The 15,642-nt window shown below is 65.1% G+C and carries 12 protein-coding genes; 7 read left to right on the plus strand and 5 right to left on the minus strand.

The genetic code is table 11. The features are described 5' to 3' along the window. Window positions 1-17 precede the first annotated feature (17 nt). The 5 genes from ADADO0_RS10860 (at window position 18) to ADADO0_RS10880 (ending at window position 7,158) form a co-directional block, all read left to right on the plus strand. The gene (locus tag ADADO0_RS10860) at window positions 18-1,064 is read left to right on the plus strand and encodes an SH3 domain-containing protein (RefSeq protein WP_511305156.1); all 1,047 of its coding nucleotides are present in this window, start codon (window positions 18-20) and stop codon (window positions 1,062-1,064) included. Between the two features lie 97 nt (window positions 1,065-1,161). Beyond that, window positions 1,162-2,508: a glutamate--tRNA ligase gene (locus tag ADADO0_RS10865; protein WP_511305157.1), complete on the plus strand. Its 1,347-nt coding sequence runs from the start codon at window positions 1,162-1,164 to the stop codon at window positions 2,506-2,508. 80 nt (window positions 2,509-2,588) lie between these two features. After that, complete coding sequence (uvrB, locus tag ADADO0_RS10870) at window positions 2,589-5,201, plus strand: excinuclease ABC subunit UvrB (RefSeq protein WP_511305158.1); 2,613 nt, start codon at window positions 2,589-2,591, stop codon at window positions 5,199-5,201. Window positions 5,202-5,330: 129 nt separating this feature from the next. Beyond that, window positions 5,331-6,218, plus strand: a complete 888-nt coding sequence (locus ADADO0_RS10875) for an alpha/beta fold hydrolase (RefSeq protein ID WP_511305159.1) — start codon at window positions 5,331-5,333, stop codon at window positions 6,216-6,218. A gap of 88 nt (window positions 6,219-6,306) precedes the next feature. Next, window positions 6,307-7,158 carry a DUF3313 domain-containing protein gene (locus tag ADADO0_RS10880; RefSeq protein ID WP_511305160.1) on the plus strand — a complete coding sequence of 284 codons (852 nt, stop codon included), beginning with the start codon at window positions 6,307-6,309 and terminating at the stop codon, window positions 7,156-7,158. Window positions 7,159-7,264: 106 nt separating this feature from the next. Here the strand turns inward: ADADO0_RS10880 and ADADO0_RS10885 are convergent, their stop codons facing one another. Next, entirely contained in the window at window positions 7,265-7,567 is a 303-nt protein-coding gene (locus ADADO0_RS10885) for a DUF930 domain-containing protein (protein WP_511305161.1), read from the minus strand. 345 nt (window positions 7,568-7,912) lie between these two features. On the opposite strand from ADADO0_RS10885, the gene ADADO0_RS10890 reads away from it, so the two are divergent. Continuing rightward, entirely contained in the window at window positions 7,913-8,629 is a 717-nt protein-coding gene (locus tag ADADO0_RS10890; protein ID WP_511305162.1) for an SDR family oxidoreductase, read from the plus strand. A 110-nt stretch (window positions 8,630-8,739) separates the two neighbouring features. Next, the gene (budA, locus tag ADADO0_RS10895; protein ID WP_511305163.1) at window positions 8,740-9,579 is read left to right on the plus strand and encodes an acetolactate decarboxylase; all 840 of its coding nucleotides are present in this window, start codon (window positions 8,740-8,742) and stop codon (window positions 9,577-9,579) included. Between the two features lie 16 nt (window positions 9,580-9,595). Here budA and ADADO0_RS10900 read toward each other — a convergent pair whose 3' ends face one another. The 4 genes from ADADO0_RS10900 to ADADO0_RS10915 all read right to left on the minus strand — a co-directional run bounded on the left by ADADO0_RS10900 (window position 9,596) and on the right by ADADO0_RS10915 (window position 15,581). Continuing rightward, window positions 9,596-11,455: a DEAD/DEAH box helicase gene (locus ADADO0_RS10900; protein ID WP_511305164.1), complete on the minus strand. Its 1,860-nt coding sequence runs from the start codon at window positions 11,453-11,455 to the stop codon at window positions 9,596-9,598. 175 nt (window positions 11,456-11,630) lie between these two features. After that, the gene (locus ADADO0_RS10905) at window positions 11,631-12,803 is read right to left on the minus strand and encodes a GAF domain-containing sensor histidine kinase (RefSeq protein ID WP_511305165.1); all 1,173 of its coding nucleotides are present in this window, start codon (window positions 12,801-12,803) and stop codon (window positions 11,631-11,633) included. A 71-nt stretch (window positions 12,804-12,874) separates the two neighbouring features. Further along, window positions 12,875-13,987 (minus strand): S-(hydroxymethyl)glutathione dehydrogenase/class III alcohol dehydrogenase, encoded by a 1,113-nt coding sequence (locus ADADO0_RS10910; RefSeq protein ID WP_511305166.1) that lies wholly within the window; start codon window positions 13,985-13,987, stop codon window positions 12,875-12,877. A gap of 109 nt (window positions 13,988-14,096) precedes the next feature. Then, a complete protein-coding gene (locus ADADO0_RS10915; RefSeq protein WP_511305167.1) occupies window positions 14,097-15,581 on the minus strand; it encodes an MFS transporter in 1,485 nt (494 codons plus the stop codon). Window positions 15,582-15,642 lie beyond the last annotated feature (61 nt).

A 15,642-nucleotide genomic window follows, 5' to 3' on the forward strand; every position in this document is an offset into this window, starting at 1 on the left:
AGGCTGGTGAGGATAAAATGTCCGTTTCGCGCGTTGCGAGTTTGATTGTGGGATTGGGGCTGGCGTGCACCGCGACCGCAGCCTCTGCGTTCGGTGGCTTCACCACAGGCAATGTGAACCTGCGGGCCGGGCCGGACACGGCCTACCCGAGCATCAATGTCATCCCCAGGGGATCGCAGGTCGATATCGCCGGCTGCCTTTATAATCAGGCCTGGTGCGATGTCAGTTACGGGCCCTGGCGCGGCTGGGTATTCGGCGAATACCTCGGCGTCTATCAGGGCGGCCAGACGTTTCTCGTACCCGAATATGCTCCTGTCCTCGGCATCCCGGTCGTCGCTTTCAACTTCGGCAATTATTGGGGTCGCTATTATCAGGGCACGCCCTGGTGGGGACAGCGTGGGCGCTGGATGAATTATAACCCCCGCCCCCGTCCCGGCTGGGGCGCACCGCCTCCCGGACCTGGGCCGCGCCCGCCCGGCTGGTGGAACAATCCCGGTTACCGTCCTCCGGGTTGGAATGGCGGGGGCTATCCCCCAGGGCAGCGCCCCGGCAATCCCGGCTGGCAGGGAAATCCAGGCAATCCAGGTGGTCCAGGAAATCCGAGCTGGCAGGGCAATCCAGGACGACCGGGAAATCCGGGCAATCCCGGCAATCCAGGGTGGCAGGGTAATCCCGGACGGCCCAACAATCCCGGCGCCCCCGTCAACCCAGGTTGGCAAGGCAATCCTGGCCGGCCGAACAACCCCGGCGGCCAGCCGCCGCGCAACCCAGGTGGTCCGCCGCCCCAGGTAAACCAGCCGCGTCCGAACCAGCCTCCCCCCAATATGGGCGGTCAGCCGAATCGTCCCCCGCCCAACCAGGGGGGGCAGCCCAATCGTCCGCCGCCACAAGCCGCGCCCGCGCCGGCTCCGCAGCAACAGCAGCAGCATTATGCACCGCGCGGCGGAGGACAGGCACGGCCGGCGGGGCAGGGCGCGCCGCAGCAGAGCCCGCCGCCGAACCGTGGTGGTGGTGGACAAAACCCGGGATGCACGCCGCAAAGTCCCTGCCCGCCATCACGGTGATCCGGGCTTTGGCTTGAACCGCATATCCATCCCCCCGCCCTCGCGGACGGGGGATGGGCTTCCCTCCGGCGGCGCGGCGCTCTAATGGCTGTCGGCTATGTCCGAGCCTGTCCTGCGCTTTGCGCCGTCGCCCACCGGCCTGCTTCATGTGGGCAATGTTCGCACCGCTCTGCTGAACGCCTTTCTGGCGCGACGCGCGGGCGGCATCTTCATCTTGCGATATGACGACACCGACGCCGGCCGCTCGCGGCAGGAATTCGTCGATGCCATCGCCGAGGATCTGTCCTGGCTCGGCATTCCCCCCGATCGAGTCGAACGCCAGTCGTTCCGGCTGCCAATCTACGTCGCGGCCGCCGAGCGCCTGAAGGCCATAGGGCGGCTTTACCCCGCCTACGAGACCGAGGAAGAACTTGACCTCAAGCGCGGCTTACAGCGCGCGCGCGGCCTTCCGCCGGTGTATGACCGCGCCGCTCTCGCGCTGAGTGACACCGAGCGCGCGACGCTGGAAGCGCAGGGGCGCAAGCCGCACTGGCGCTTCAAACTGGACCACCGGCTCGTGGCCTGGGTCGACGGGGTGCGCGGTCCGCAGCAGGTGGATACGGCCGGCCTGTCGGACCCGGTTCTGGTGCGGGCCGACGGTTCGTTCCTCTATACGTTGCCCTCGGTTGTGGATGACCTCGATTTCGGCGTCACCGACGTGGTGCGCGGCGAGGACCATGTCACCAATACCGCGGTGCAGATCGAGATCTTTGAGGCGCTCGGCGGTCCGTCCCCGCGCTTCGCCCACCACAATCTGTTGACGCTGCCGAGCGGAGAGGGGCTTTCCAAGCGCCTGGGCCATCTCTCGGTGCGGGCCTTGCGCGAGCAGGGGCAGGAAGCGCTGGCGGTTGCCGCCGCCGCCGTTCTGGTCGGAACATCGGAGGCTGTGGCACCGGTGGAGAGCCTGGAGGCTCTGAGCCAGAAGGTGGAGCTGTCGCGCATCTCCCGTGCTCCGGCGCGGTTCGACCCGGAGGAGCTTGCCACCCTCACCGCGCGCACCCTGCACCATCTGCCGTTCCAGGCGGTGGCGCACCGGCTGGAGAATGCCGGGATCGGCGGCGGGGCCGATTTCTGGCTCGCCGTGCGCGGCAACCTCAACCATTTCACCGACGCGAAGGACTGGTGGGAGATCGTCGACATCCCCCGCACCGGCATTTTCGCGCCGGAGGATTCCGGGTTTCTCGCTGAAGCTTCGACCCTGCTCCCGCCCGAGCCCTGGGACGCCGGCACTTATGCCGCCTGGATTGCCGAGGTGAAGGCGAGCACCGGACGCAACGGAAAGGCACTGTTCCGTCCCCTGCGGCTGGCCCTGACCGGACAGGAAAAGGGGCCGGAATTGGCCGCGCTCCTCCCGCTCATGGGCCGCCGCTGCGTTGGTGCGCGGTTGCGCGGGGAGATGGGCTGATCGATCCGCTGGGCGGATTTTCCGTCATCTGACGCGCCCGCTTCCTTCCCACTTGCGTCCTTCGCCCCCATATTGGCGCCATGGCCAAAGCATCCCGTCCAGGCAAGCTCGGCGAACGCTCGCAGCGTCATTTCGAGCCCGCGCCGCTTCAGACCCTTGATCCCACCGTCGCCGCCTCGCTGGGGCTGGCGCCCGGTGACGATATCGGCGCGTTCGAATCCGCCGGGGCCTCCGCCACCGTTGCGGCGCTCTCCAAGCTGATCGAAACCGGACGGGCCGAGATCAACGGCCAGACCTGGGTGCCCCATCGCCCGCCCCGCCCCGCCAAGAGCGAGGGTGGCATCCGCTTCGAACTGAAGAGCGAATTCGAGCCTGCCGGCGACCAGCCCGCCGCCATCGCCGAGCTTTCCGCCCAGGCGCGGGCGCAGGAGAAGGATCAGGTTCTGCTGGGTGTTACCGGCTCCGGCAAAACCTTCACCATGGCCAAGGTGATCGAAGGGCTACAGCGCCCGGCCATCGTGCTGGCGCCGAACAAAACCCTGGCCGCACAGCTTTATGGTGAGTTCAAGAGCTTCTTCCCCGACAATGCGGTGGAGTATTTCGTCTCCTATTACGACTATTACCAACCGGAAGCTTACGTTCCCCGCAGTGACACCTATATCGAGAAGGAATCCTCGGTAAACGAGCAGATCGACCGCATGCGCCACTCGGCGACCCGCTCGCTGCTGGAGCGTGACGATGTCATCATCGTCGCCTCGGTGTCCTGCATCTACGGTATCGGCTCGGTCGAGACCTATTCCTCCATGACCTTCAAGCTGGAGGTGGGCGAGCGCATCGACCAGCGCCAACTCATTGCCGATCTGGTGGCCCTGCAATACAAGCGCATCCAGTCCGACTTCGGGCGCGGCACCTTCCGGGTGCGCGGCGACAGCGTCGAGATTTTCCCGGCCCATTACGAGGATCGCGCCTGGCGCGTCTCGCTGTTCGGCGACGAGGTGGAGAGCATCGTCGAGTTCGACCCGCTCACCGGCCACAAGACCGGCGACATGAAAAGCGTGAAGGTCTACGCCTCTTCGCATTACGTCACGCCGCGCCCGACCCTGATCCAGGCCATATCGGGCATCAAAAATGAACTGCGGGTACGGCTCGACGAACTGAACAAGATGGGCCGCCTGTTGGAGGCCCAGCGCCTCGAGCAGCGCACCCGCTACGACCTGGAGATGATGGAGGCGACGGGCTCCTGCGCCGGCATCGAGAATTATTCCCGCTGGCTCACCGGCCGCAAGCCGGGTGAGCCGCCGCCGACCCTGTTTGAATATGTGCCTGATAATGCCCTCGTCTTCATCGACGAGAGCCATGTCACCATCCCGCAGATCGGCGCCATGTATCGCGGCGACTTTCGGCGCAAGGCGACGCTGGCGGAATACGGCTTCCGCCTGCCGTCCTGCATGGACAACCGCCCGCTCAGGTTCGAGGAATGGGACGCCATGCGGCCCCAGACCGTCCATGTCTCGGCGACGCCGGGGCACTGGGAGATGGACCGCACCGGCGGCGTGTTCGTGGAGCAAGTGATCCGCCCCACCGGCCTGATCGACCCGCCGGTGGAGATCCGCCCCGCCCGCACCCAGGTGGACGACCTTTTGGGGGAAGTGCGCGCCGTGGCGGCAGCGGGCTATCGCACGTTGGTCACGGTCCTTACCAAGCGCATGGCCGAGGACCTCACCGAATATCTCCATGAGAACGGCGTGCGTGTCCGCTATATGCATTCGGACATCGACACCATCGAACGCATCGAGATTCTGCGCGACCTGCGGCTTGGCGCGTTCGACGTGCTGGTCGGCATCAACCTGCTGCGCGAGGGGCTGGATATTCCGGAATGCGCGCTCGTCGCCATTCTTGACGCCGACAAGGAAGGCTTCCTGCGCTCCGAGACATCGCTGATCCAGACCATCGGCCGGGCCGCGCGAAACGTGGACGGGCGGGTGATCCTCTACGCCGACCATGAAACCGGCTCCATGCAGCGCGCCATGGCGGAGACCACACGCCGCCGCGAGAAGCAACTCGCCTACAATGCCGAGCACGGCATCACGCCGGAAAGCGTGAAGAAGGCGATCGGCGACATTCTCGGCTCGGTCTATGAGCGCGACCATGTGCAGGTGGACGTTGGCCTTGCCGAGGAGGGCGCCGCGTTCGGGCACAATCTCAAAGCCGTCATGGCGGACTTGGAGAAGCGCATGCGTGCCGCCGCCGCCGACCTCGATTTCGAGACCGCTGCGCGCCTGCGCGACGAAATCAAGCGGCTCCAGGCCACCGAGCTTGCGGTGAGCGATGATCCGATGGCGCGCCAGGAGGCGGTGGACGACAAGACCGGCGGCTTCCGTGGTCCGAAGAAATACGGCCGCGCCGCCAACGAGCCGCCCAAGACCGCCAAGATCAAGCGCGCGCTTCCGCCCCCGGAGGACGCCGCTGCGGTCGGCAAGGTGCAACCCGCGCCGACCAAGCGCGACCGCTCGCCGGAAGAGCTGCCGATGTACGCCCCGCGCGCCTCCGCCAAGGTGGCCAAGCCCTCGCTCGACGACATGGGTCCCGGCACCGACCGCGCCGAGCCCATGTCCGCCCTCGACTACCAGCCGGGACCCAGGCCCGATCCCCAGACCAAGAGCTACCGCAAGGGCGGCAGAAGGAGAGGGTAGGGCAACCTCCCGACCGCTCCTCTTTCGGCCTGAGGGGACACCATTGCCTAACAATAGAGGGTGGCAGGTTCCCGCCGGCACGACTATCCTCGCACCGACAGGCTCAAGCCTGGAGCGACGGAGAACACCATGCGCGTGCGTCAGCCGGCCTTTTCTCCCGCTTCCGAAGGCGCCTCCGGGCCGGACCCCATCGAGAGCCGCTTCGCCGAGGCGAATGGCGTCCGCCTTCACTACCTGACCGCCGGAACAGGCGCGCCGGTGCTTCTGCTCCATGGCTATGCGCAGAACAGCCATATGTGGCGGCCGCTGATTGTCGAGCTGGCGAAGACCCACACCGTCATCGCGCCAGACCTGCGCGGCTTCGGCGAAAGCGCCAAGCCGGACGGCGGCTACGACAAGAAGACCCTGGCTCAGGATGTCCATGCCCTCATGGCGTCGCTGGGTCACACGAAGTTCGGCCTCGCCGGTCACGATATCGGGCTGATGGTGGCTTATGCCTATGCCGCGCAATATCCCGACGAGGTCAGTCGCATCGCGCTGATGGATGCGTTTTTGCCCGGCATTGGCGACTGGACCAATGTCTGGCTCATGCGCGACCTCTGGCATTTCCACTTCTATGGCAAGACGCCCCTGGCGCTGGTGGAGGGCCGGGAGCGGACCTATTTCGAGCACTTCTGGAACGACTTCGCCGCCGACCCCGAAAAGTCCGTGTCGGAGGCTGATCGGCAATTCTATGCCGCCAGCTACGCCCAGCCGGGCGCCATGCGCGCCGGCTTCGAGATTTTTCGCAATTTCGAGCAGGATGCGAAGGACTTCGTTGCACTCGCCCAGACCAAGCTGAAGATGCCTATGCTGGTGCTCACCGGCGAGAAGGCTTCCGGCAGCTTCCTTATCGACCAGGGTCGCCTCGTGGCCGAGGACGTGACGGGCGTGGTGATCGAGGGTTCGGGCCACTGGCTGATGGACGAAGCGCGCGACAAAGTGGTGCCGAAGCTGGTGGCGTTTTTTGGCGGCTAATGCGCCGCAATATTGCCAACTGCAAGGTTCACGGTTGTGTGACGTTAGGTTCGCCTCCGAATTGCCCGGGCGCGCCGGGAGATGTCACATGGCGCGTATCACCCTGCCGTTCCTGATTCTCCCATTTTTAGCCGGGTGCGCGACCGCCCCTTTGGGCGAGAGCGGGTCGCTCACCTCCTATAGCGATCTGACCCAGGCCGATGGCTTGGTTGCGAAATCCAAGCTTCGCGTCGACAAGGACGCCGTGCTCGCGGCGAAGACGGTGCGTCTCGTTCCAACGGTGTTCGCCCCATCTGCGCAGCTTGAGGCGATAACGGACGATCAAAGAAAGCTCATCGCTAACGCAGTGGACCGTTCGATGTGTGCCGGGCTCAGCGAGCGGTTCGAGGTGGTCGAGCCTTCGGAGAAGGCGGATCTGACCATCCACGCCGTTATTACGAACATGGTCCCCACAGATGAAAAGGCCGTTGCGGCCACAAAACTAGCTTCGGTTGCCAAATCCATTCTCTTGCCGGGAATCCCCGTGCCGACGCCGCGCATCCCGATCGGCTTGGGCAGTCTTTCCATGGAGGCGGAGGCGCGGGCGCCGGACGGTAAGCAGGATGCCGCGATGGTGTGGGGAAGGGGCGCCACCTTCCTTTCCGGCGGCGCGCGGGTCTCGACTTCGGGGGATGCCTATGAACTTGCCAGCGCGTTCGGCGAGGACTTCAGCAAGCTTGTCGTCACCGGGGAGAGCCCTTTCAAGTTCCAGCCCAAACCACCTTCGGTGGAGCGGTTGCAAGCCTGGGCCGGAGGAGCGCCGAAACACGCGGCCTGCGCGGCGTTCGGGCGGGAGCCGGGGATTGCCGGGCTGGTAAGCGGGGCGGTCGGTCTGCCCCAGGAGTGGACGGACAAGGGCAATGGTGGTGACACAGGGAGTGTCGTCGCCACGAAAGAATAGCGCAGCGGGCATGTTTCGGCTGTAATCGCGAGCCTGATTGCAAAATGCTCAGCGTTCACCGGGGGCACGTTTGCCGAAGCGGTCGCCAACACGCAGTCCCCAATATCTAGGGCACCAGGTAATGCGCGTCCCAATCCTCGCGGGGGACCATGCTGCCGAGTTTGTATTGGAAGGTGACGACGCTGGTGCCGTTGTCGCCGGTTTCGCAGGTGTAGGAGAGCCGGAACCACTTCCCGGCCGAGCGCACCGCCGCACCGGGCGCGCGGATCGAAGCGTCCTTTATGACGGTGTCCGCGAAGGCGTAGGCTACCAGTTCGTCGGGGTGCAGGTCGTGGTGCTCGCGGCCGATCACGCCCATGGCTTTGGCGTTGCACCGCTGCTCGATGCGCACGTTGGGCGCCAGCAGCATGATTTCCTTCGCATCTGGCGGTGCCGCCAAGGCGAGGCTGGGTGCAAGAATCGCCAGAGCCGCAAGAACTGGCGGGACATTAGCGCGCAGGAAAGAAGCAGGCAGAAAAGCGCCATTCTTCATATTCTTAGGTCCGCTCCTTCTCGGCCATGTGGTCACATCTCCACATGCCGGGGGCCGGCAATCGATGGGTATAATTTGCGATTCGCCGCGGGATCGTATGGCTCTTAAACTCAGGCATGTGGCGACCCTGTGGCCATTTTTGGGCTCGCGTTGCGGCATCACCCTGGGTCGCCTTGCGGCTGGCGCTTCTCGTGGAAGCGTTTGAGGGAATGGGAGATTTTCATGGCTGAGCCGACCAAACCCCTCGTTGTCATCACCGGCGCCAGCCACGGCATCGGCGAGGCGCTGGCGGAGGCGTTCGGCCATGAGGGGCATCCGCTGCTGCTGACCTCCCGGAACATGACGCCGGGCGTCGATGGGAACGTCATGCGTGCGGCGGTGGATGTGGTGGACTACGCGGCGCTGGAAGCCGCGATCCTTGCGGCGGAGGACAGGTTCGGCCCGGTGGACTGCCTCGTCAACAATGCCGGCTTCATCCATATCGGCCCGCTGGCCGAACGGGCTCCGCAGGATATGGCTTATGAGGCGGACGTACTGTTCAAGGGCGTGCTGAACGGGGTGCGCGCAGTGCTCGGCGGCATGCAGGCCCGCAAGCAAGGCACGATCTTCAATATCTCCTCGGCCGGCGACCGGATACCGGGTCCCCAGGGCGAGGTCTACCATGCTGCCAAGGCCGCGGTCCGCTCCCTGTCCGGCTCTCTCCAGAAGGGCGAGGCGGTCAACAACATCCGCGTCATGAACATCGCACCTGGGCTGGTGAAGACCAACATCCATGTCAGCATGGGCGTGCCCTTCGAGGATTATTACGAAATGCTCGGAAGGCCCGAGTTCATCGAGGCGTCGGAACTCGCTGAGATCATCCTCTACGCCTACCGCCTCCCGCAGCGGATCTGCATCCGGGATATGTATATCTTGCCCACCTCGTCATCCCTCGGATGATGGTCTGCCGGCTTCGCGCGATCCGGGGAAACCGGTCGGGCGACGGTCGACGTGCCTCATGGCGTCATGTGCCGGCGCGTGTTTGAGATGACGCAGGATCGGAGCCTGACATGCCCACATTGACCTGCGAAATCTCACAATCCCTCTGGGACGCCCTTCACGCGGCCGCGCAGGAAAATGATGAAAGCGTGCCGCACATAGTCTCCCGTGCCCTCGCCGATACCTTGCAGGTGGACCATGGCACCCTCTTCCAGGTGTCCACCTCGGGCGCGCTGGTGGAGGGGTTGTTCGGCGGCGTGGTCTCCATCGAGACGCTGCGCGAGCATGGGGACTTCGGCCTCGGCACCTTTGCTGGGCTCGATGGGGAGATGATCGCCCTCCATGGCGAGTTCTTCCAGATCCAGAGCGATGGGAGCATCCACAAGGCGCGCGAGGACCAGCAGGTGCCGTTCGCCGTGGTGACGCATTTCACGCCCAGCGAGACCGCGACGCTGGAGCCGTTCGCCTCGATCCACGATCTGGTCGAGCAACTCGACCGCTGGCGCTCGTCCGACAATCTGTTCTATGCGGTGCGCCTCGCCGGCCGCTTCTCTCATGTGCATGATCGCGTGGCCTGCAAGGCGGGGGAGCATGAGACTCTGGTGGAGGCGACCTCGCACCAGGCCGAGTTCAGCGACGACGACATCGCCGGCACCATGGTCGGCTTCTGGACGCCGCACTATGCCAAAGGCATCGGCGTTCCCGGCTGGCATATGCACTTCATCAGCGACGACCACCTCCACGGGGGACACGTCCTGGATTGCGCCGGCAACGCTATCGTGCTCGCCATCGAGACCTTGGACGATTTCCGCCTCGCCATGCCGGAAACCGTCGCTTTCCTGGCGGCGGACCTGACCGGCGATACCGAGGCGGCGCTGAACAAGGCGGAGCGGGTGTCAGTCCGCGCGTAAGAGCTTTTTGGGGACCTCAGGGTTGCTCGCGGCCCCGGTTGGGCGTGTTCTTCAGCGCATTGTCCTTGTCCTTGCGCTTCTTCACCGCGCCCTTGGGTCCCTTGGGGAATGGCGTGCCGTCCGGCCGCTTCTCGCGGCCGAACGCGCCCCGCACCTTCGCCGCCGGCGGCTCGGCCGGGCGATCTGAAGCCACCGGGTTATAGCTCGGCTTGCGCGACTTGCCCGCCGGGCGGGCGGAGGACCCCTCGCCGGTCATCGGCTCGATCGAAATATCGCCGCCCTCGGATGCGCGGGCATTCTCGATGAAGCTGTCCGCCAACTCCCGTGAGACCTCGAACACGGTTTCGTTGTCGAAGATGCGGATCGAGCCGACATCCTGCTTGGTGACATTGCCGCGACGGCAGATCAGCGGCAGCAGCCATTTGGGATCGGCATTTTTGCGCCGTCCGATGGGCATGCGGAACCACACCGAATCCCCACTCGATCCAGCGGCGCCCGCGCGGCTGTCGCGGCTGCGCTCGGGGGGACGGTCATCCCGCTCGCGGCCACGCGCCGTGCGACCCTCGCCGGGGTCAAGCACGTCCTCAGGGGCAGGCAGACGGTCGCGATACAGCCGCGCCAGGGCGGCGGCGATCTGCTCCGGCGTGCGCTCCGCGAGAAGGGCCTGGGCCAGTTCGAGGTCCTCGGGGCTCGGCTCCTCGTTCATCGAGGTATCTGCGAGCATCCGCTCCTGGTCGAGCTTGCGGATTTCTTCCGGGGTCGGCGGGCCGCTCCAGATGGCGTTGACGCCGGCGAACGAGATCAATTGCTCGGCCTTGCGACGTCGCGAAGGCGGCACCAGCAGGATGCTGACGCCCTTGCGCCCAGCGCGGCCGGTGCGGCCGGAGCGGTGCTGAAGGCTTTCGGCGTCGTGCGGCAACTCGACATGAAGCACCAGTCCGACGCTGGGCAGGTCGATGCCGCGCGCTGCTACGTCAGTGGCCACGCACACCCGCGCCCGCCCGTCACGCAGTGCCTGAAGTGCCTGGTTGCGCTCGTTCTGGCCCATCTCACCGGAGAGGCCGACGGCGGCGAACCCGCGCTCCTGAAGGGTGGAGAGAAGGTGCCGGACACTCTCGCGGGTGTTGCAGAACACGATCGAGGCGGGCGATTCGAAATAGCGCAGCAGGTTCACTACCGCGTGCTCGGTCTCCTTCGGCAGGATGCGGACGGCGCGATATTCGATGTCTGCGTGACCGCCGCGAGTGGCCTCCACCTCGATGCGCATAGCATCGTGCTGGTACCGCTTGGCGAGGGCGACGATACCGCGCGGGAGGGTCGCGGAGAACAGCAGGCTCCGGCGCTCCGGGTGCGCGGCGGACAAGATGAATTCGAGATCTTCGCGGAAGCCGAGGTCGAGCATCTCGTCGGCTTCATCAAGCACGGCGACGGACAGCGTCGACAGGTCCAGCCCGCCGCGCTCGATGTGGTCGCGCAGGCGGCCGGGTGTTCCAACCACGATATGAACGCCGTTCGCCAGCGCCCGGCGCTCGCTGCGGGGGTCCATGCCGCCGACGCAGGAGACGATGCGCGCGCGCGCATTTTCGAACAGCCATGCCAGTTCGCGTTGCACCTGGAGCGCCAGTTCGCGGGTCGGCGCGACGACCAACGCCTGCGGCGCGCCGGCCTGTCCGAGAAACTCCGCCTCTCCAAGCAGGGTTTCGGCGATGGCGAGGCCATAAGCGACGGTCTTGCCGGAGCCGGTCTGAGCGGACACCAGCAGGTCACGCCCCATGGTTTCGGGTGCGAGCACCAGCGCCTGGACCGGCGTCGGCTCCTGGTAATCACGCGCAGCGAGTGCCCGTGCGATGGACGGGGAGGGGGGAGAGAAGGTCAAGGGATATACCTGTCTGCGGCTGTCGGGTCGGCGCGGGTCCCTTCCGGGGAGCCAGCGGACGCTGCGCGCTTGGGTCCTTCGCCGAAGCGAAGTGTCGGACACCGACGCGCGATGAATGAAACAGCCGTCCTTCTACCCGAATGTGCCGCGACGCGCCATGGGCGCCCTGCCACGCCTAAAGTGGCATGCGGAAGGTGAAGCGGGTTTCGCCGGTTCGGGACGTTACGGTCAGCGTTCCACCGTGCGCCCGGGCGACTTCGGAAGCGATGAACAAGCCGAGGCCCAGGCCCTGCTGGCTGGCCTTGACCTCGCCGCGTGCGAACGGCGTGAACAGGCGCTCCATGGCCGCCGGCGCGATCGCCTCGCCGGCATTGGTCACCGAGAGTTCAAATACGCCGTTGGACGTGGAGGCGGTCACTTGGATCGGCTGGTCGACGGCACCGTGGGTCAGGGCATTGCCAAGGAGATTGGAGAGAATCTGCGCGATACGGGTGCGGTCGCAGTTTACCGGCACGGCCAGATCGAAAGCCGTTGCGATTTCCCGCTGGGGATGGATGGCGCGCAGTTCGGAGACGACTTGGGTGAGCACCGGCTCTAGGTCCACCGCGCCGTTGCGCGAGAGCGCAAGCCCTCCGCCCAGCCGGCCCCGCGCGAAATCGAGCACGTTGTCGATCAGGTCGGACATGCGGATCACTGTGGTCTGGATCAGCCGGAGAAATTCGCCGGATGTTTCGGTCTGCGGCTCGCGCCGCAGCAGGCGGGTGCCGGCGTCGATGGCAGCGAGGGGATTGCGCAGATCATGGCCCAGAACGGCGATGAATTGGTCGCGCAGCTTGGCGGTTTCCCGTTCGTCCGCAAGGTCGGCTTGGCTGGCGGCCACCCTTTGGAGCGCATCGAGATGAAACGCGATGAGGTCCGCGAACAGTTTGAACATGCCGATGACCTCGGGCTTGTTCAGCTCCGCCGGCCGAGGATCGATGGCGCACAAGGTGCCGAAGAACGTCCCGTCCGGCAGAACGATCGGCATCGAGATATAGCTTTGAAAGCCATACATGGCCGGCGTCGAATGGATCTGGAAGACTGCGTCCTCGGCCACATGGTCGATGACGACGGCGGTCCGGTGCTGCCGGATCTCGTTGCAGATGGTGGTTTCGAGCGCCAGTTCACCGCCCGGCTTTAAGCCGAACGAAATGTCATCCTTGACGCTGCAGGCGATCCACCGGTCCTCGGTCACCCGCGCGACGGCGGCGAAGCCCATGCCCGTGGTGCGGCAGATGACATCGAGGATGGTCGGCACCGCCGCGACGCTGCCGATGGCCTCGATGGCCTCCAATATTTGCTTCGACATCGTGATTCCGGACTGGGCACCCCTGCGCACCCTAGCGCAGGACGGCAGTGCCGTCCTTAATCACGATTGGTTTAGTAGATCACCACCGAGCGGATCGATTTCCCTTCGTGCATCAGGTCGAAGGCGGTGTTGATGTCGTCGAGCGGCATGGTGTGGGTGATCAAGTCGTCGATGTTGATCTTGCCCTCCATGTACCAGTCGACGATCTTCGGCACATCCGTGCGCCCACGCGCGCCGCCGAATGCTGTGCCGCGCCAGTTGCGCCCGGTGACGAGTTGGAACGGACGCGTGGCGATCTCCGCGCCCGAGGGGGCGACGCCGATCACGATGCTGGTGCCCCATCCGCGATGGCAGGCTTCGAGCGCCTGGCGCATGACGGTGACATTACCGGTGCAGTCGAAGGTGAAGTCCGCGCCGCCGTCGGTGAGATCCTGGATGGCGGACACCACCTTGTCGGCGCCGACCTCCATGGGATTGATGAAATCGGTCATACCGAACTTGCGGGCGATCTCGACCTTTCCGGGGTTTATGTCGATGCCGATGATCTTGTCGGCGCCCACCATCCGGGCACCCTGGATCACGTTGAGGCCGATGCCGCCGAGGCCGAACACCGCGACATTGGCGCCGGGCCAGACTTTGCCTGTGTAGACAACCGCCCCGATTCCGGTCGTGACGCCGCAGCCGATGTAGCAGATCTTATCGAATGGCGCGTCGCTACGAACTTTGGCAAGCGCGATCTCGGGCAGGACCGTGAAGTTCGAGAAGGTCGAGCAGCCCATGTAGTGGAAGACTTCGCCGCCATCGCATTGGAAGCGTGAGGTGCGGTCCGGCATCAGGCCCTGGCCCTGGGTTGCGCGGATCGAGGTGCAGAGGTTGGACCGCTGCGAGAGGCAGGTTTTGCACTGCCGGCATTCCGGCGTGTAGAGCGGGATCACATGGTCGCCGACCTTCAACGATGTGACGCCCGCGCCGATCTCACGCACGATGCCCGCGCCCTCATGGCCGAGAATGGCGGGGAATTTGCCCTCGGAATCCAGTCCCGACAGGGTATAGGCGTCGGTGTGGCACACTCCGGTCGCCATCACCTCCACCAGCACTTCGCCGGGCTTCGGGCCGCCGACCTCAATGGTCTCGATGGTCAGGGGCTTGTTGGCTTCCCAGGCAACGGCGGCGCGAGATTTCATGGGATGTGCCTTTGAAAGCTGAGCCAGATCACGGGAATCCGGTCGGGTGGAGGTTCGAGCGGCAATTTCGGACGCGGGGCAGATTTGTCAATGCACGCCGATGGCGTCCTCACGTCCCGATGTCGTCCAGCTTGACGCCTGTGGTCTCGATCTGGAAGCGCCATGTCACCCAGGCTCCCACCAGTGAGGCAACGGCCAGCATATAGAGTAGGGGCTTGGTGCCGAAGTCGGCCAGCAGCACAGGGAACAGGAAGGCGGTCAGCACCGCGCCGATCTTGGCGAAGGCGGCGGCGAAGCCCGCGCCGATCCCGCGCACATGGGTTGGGAAAACCTCACCGGCGAGCAGGTAGGTCTGGGCGTTCGGGCCCATGTTGGTCATGAAATTGAACAGCATGAAGCCAACGTAGATCAGGAACAGCGACGTGCCGCCCTGATAGTCCACCGAGAATGACGCGATCATCAGCCCGGCAGCGCAGCCGATGAAACCGAGGATCTGAAGCGGGATACGGCCGACGCGATCCGCCAGCATCACCGCCGCAATCATGCCGACGAGAAGCAGGGCATCGATGAAGGCCGCCCCTTTGGCCGCTTCCAGGTCGTTGGCGATGATACTGGTGATATTGTGCGAAACACTGGTGTGGTGGGCGCCGATGGCGGCGGCGAGGATGGTCGGCGTGAAAATGCCGATGCCGTAGGTCGACAGGTCCTGCAAAAACCACGGCACGGACGCCAGCACTGTGGCGCGGCGGGTCTTGGCCTTGAACAAGGTGCCGAGATGCCGCTCCTTCTGGTGGTGATGGTGGGTCTGCTTGACCTTAAGCTTGATGTGCTTGGGGTAGTCCGGGCTGCGCTTGAGAAGTTTGCGAATTTCCCGCTCCGCCTCCTGCACGCGTCCCATGGACGCCAGCCAGTGGCTGCTTTCGGTGATGAAGAAGCGGCCGACGAGAACCACCAGTGCGGGAATGATCGCCGAGGCATACATCAGGCGCCAGGAACTGACTTCCGGCGCGATCGACAAGATCAGATAGCCGATGGCGGTGCCGGCCAGTGCGCCAACCGCCTGGAAGGCGAAGGCGGCGAGCACCAGGCGCCCGCGCGCCAAGGAGGGGATGCTCTCGGAAATCACGAGATGGGCGGTGGGATAGTCGCAGCCCAGCGCCAAGCCGACTCCGAACAGGAAAAAAAGCAACCAGTAGAAGGTCGGTGCCACCGCGAGCAGGGCGAGGAAGAGGATGAAGATCACCATCTCCACCACGAACATGAGCTTGCGGCCGAAATGATCCGCCAGCCCGCCCAGTGTGAGCGCGCCGACGAGGATGCCGAGCAGGCTCGCCGCTCCCACCAGGCCATGTTCGAAGGCGCCCATGCCGAATTCCTCGGCCAGCAGGGGCAGGGCCACGCCGGTCATGAAAACCACCAGGCCCTCGAAGAACTTACCCGCCGCCGCCAGGCTCCAGATACGCCACTGCATGCCGGTCATGGGCGACATGGAAACAGGCGTGCCGTCACGCCACTGCGGGGTCTCGTCGATATAGTCCTGAACCGACCGCGCTTCCGGGTCTGACAGCGAGGTCGGCGCGATGGGTTTGTTCATGGGGCGTCCTGAGCTTGACCTTTTGCGTGACATGCCCCGTCCCCATGAACCGCGTGTGACA

Source organism: Aquabacter sp. (genome assembly GCF_965279295.1).
Taxonomy (GTDB): domain Bacteria; phylum Pseudomonadota; class Alphaproteobacteria; order Rhizobiales; family Xanthobacteraceae; genus Aquabacter.

Excerpts from the sequence above, each read along its gene's own strand:
- ADADO0_RS10860 (WP_511305156.1), top strand. The coding sequence starts at position 18 with ATGTCCGTTTCGCGCGTTGCGAGTTTGATTGTGGGATTGGGGCTGGCG.
- ADADO0_RS10880 (WP_511305160.1), top strand. The coding sequence starts at position 6,307 with ATGGCGCGTATCACCCTGCCGTTCCTGATTCTCCCATTTTTAGCCGGG.
- ADADO0_RS10885 (WP_511305161.1), bottom strand. The coding sequence starts at position 7,567 with ATGCTGCTGGCGCCCAACGTGCGCATCGAGCAGCGGTGCAACGCCAAA.
- ADADO0_RS10905 (WP_511305165.1), bottom strand. The coding sequence starts at position 12,803 with ATGTCGAAGCAAATATTGGAGGCCATCGAGGCCATCGGCAGCGTCGCG.
- uvrB (WP_511305158.1), top strand. The coding sequence starts at position 2,589 with ATGGCCAAAGCATCCCGTCCAGGCAAGCTCGGCGAACGCTCGCAGCGT.
- ADADO0_RS10875 (WP_511305159.1), top strand. The coding sequence starts at position 5,331 with ATGCGCGTGCGTCAGCCGGCCTTTTCTCCCGCTTCCGAAGGCGCCTCC.
- ADADO0_RS10915 (WP_511305167.1), bottom strand. The coding sequence starts at position 15,581 with ATGAACAAACCCATCGCGCCGACCTCGCTGTCAGACCCGGAAGCGCGG.
- ADADO0_RS10865 (WP_511305157.1), top strand. The coding sequence starts at position 1,162 with ATGTCCGAGCCTGTCCTGCGCTTTGCGCCGTCGCCCACCGGCCTGCTT.
- budA (WP_511305163.1), top strand. The coding sequence starts at position 8,740 with ATGCCCACATTGACCTGCGAAATCTCACAATCCCTCTGGGACGCCCTT.
- ADADO0_RS10890 (WP_511305162.1), top strand. The coding sequence starts at position 7,913 with ATGGCTGAGCCGACCAAACCCCTCGTTGTCATCACCGGCGCCAGCCAC.
- ADADO0_RS10910 (WP_511305166.1), bottom strand. The coding sequence starts at position 13,987 with ATGAAATCTCGCGCCGCCGTTGCCTGGGAAGCCAACAAGCCCCTGACC.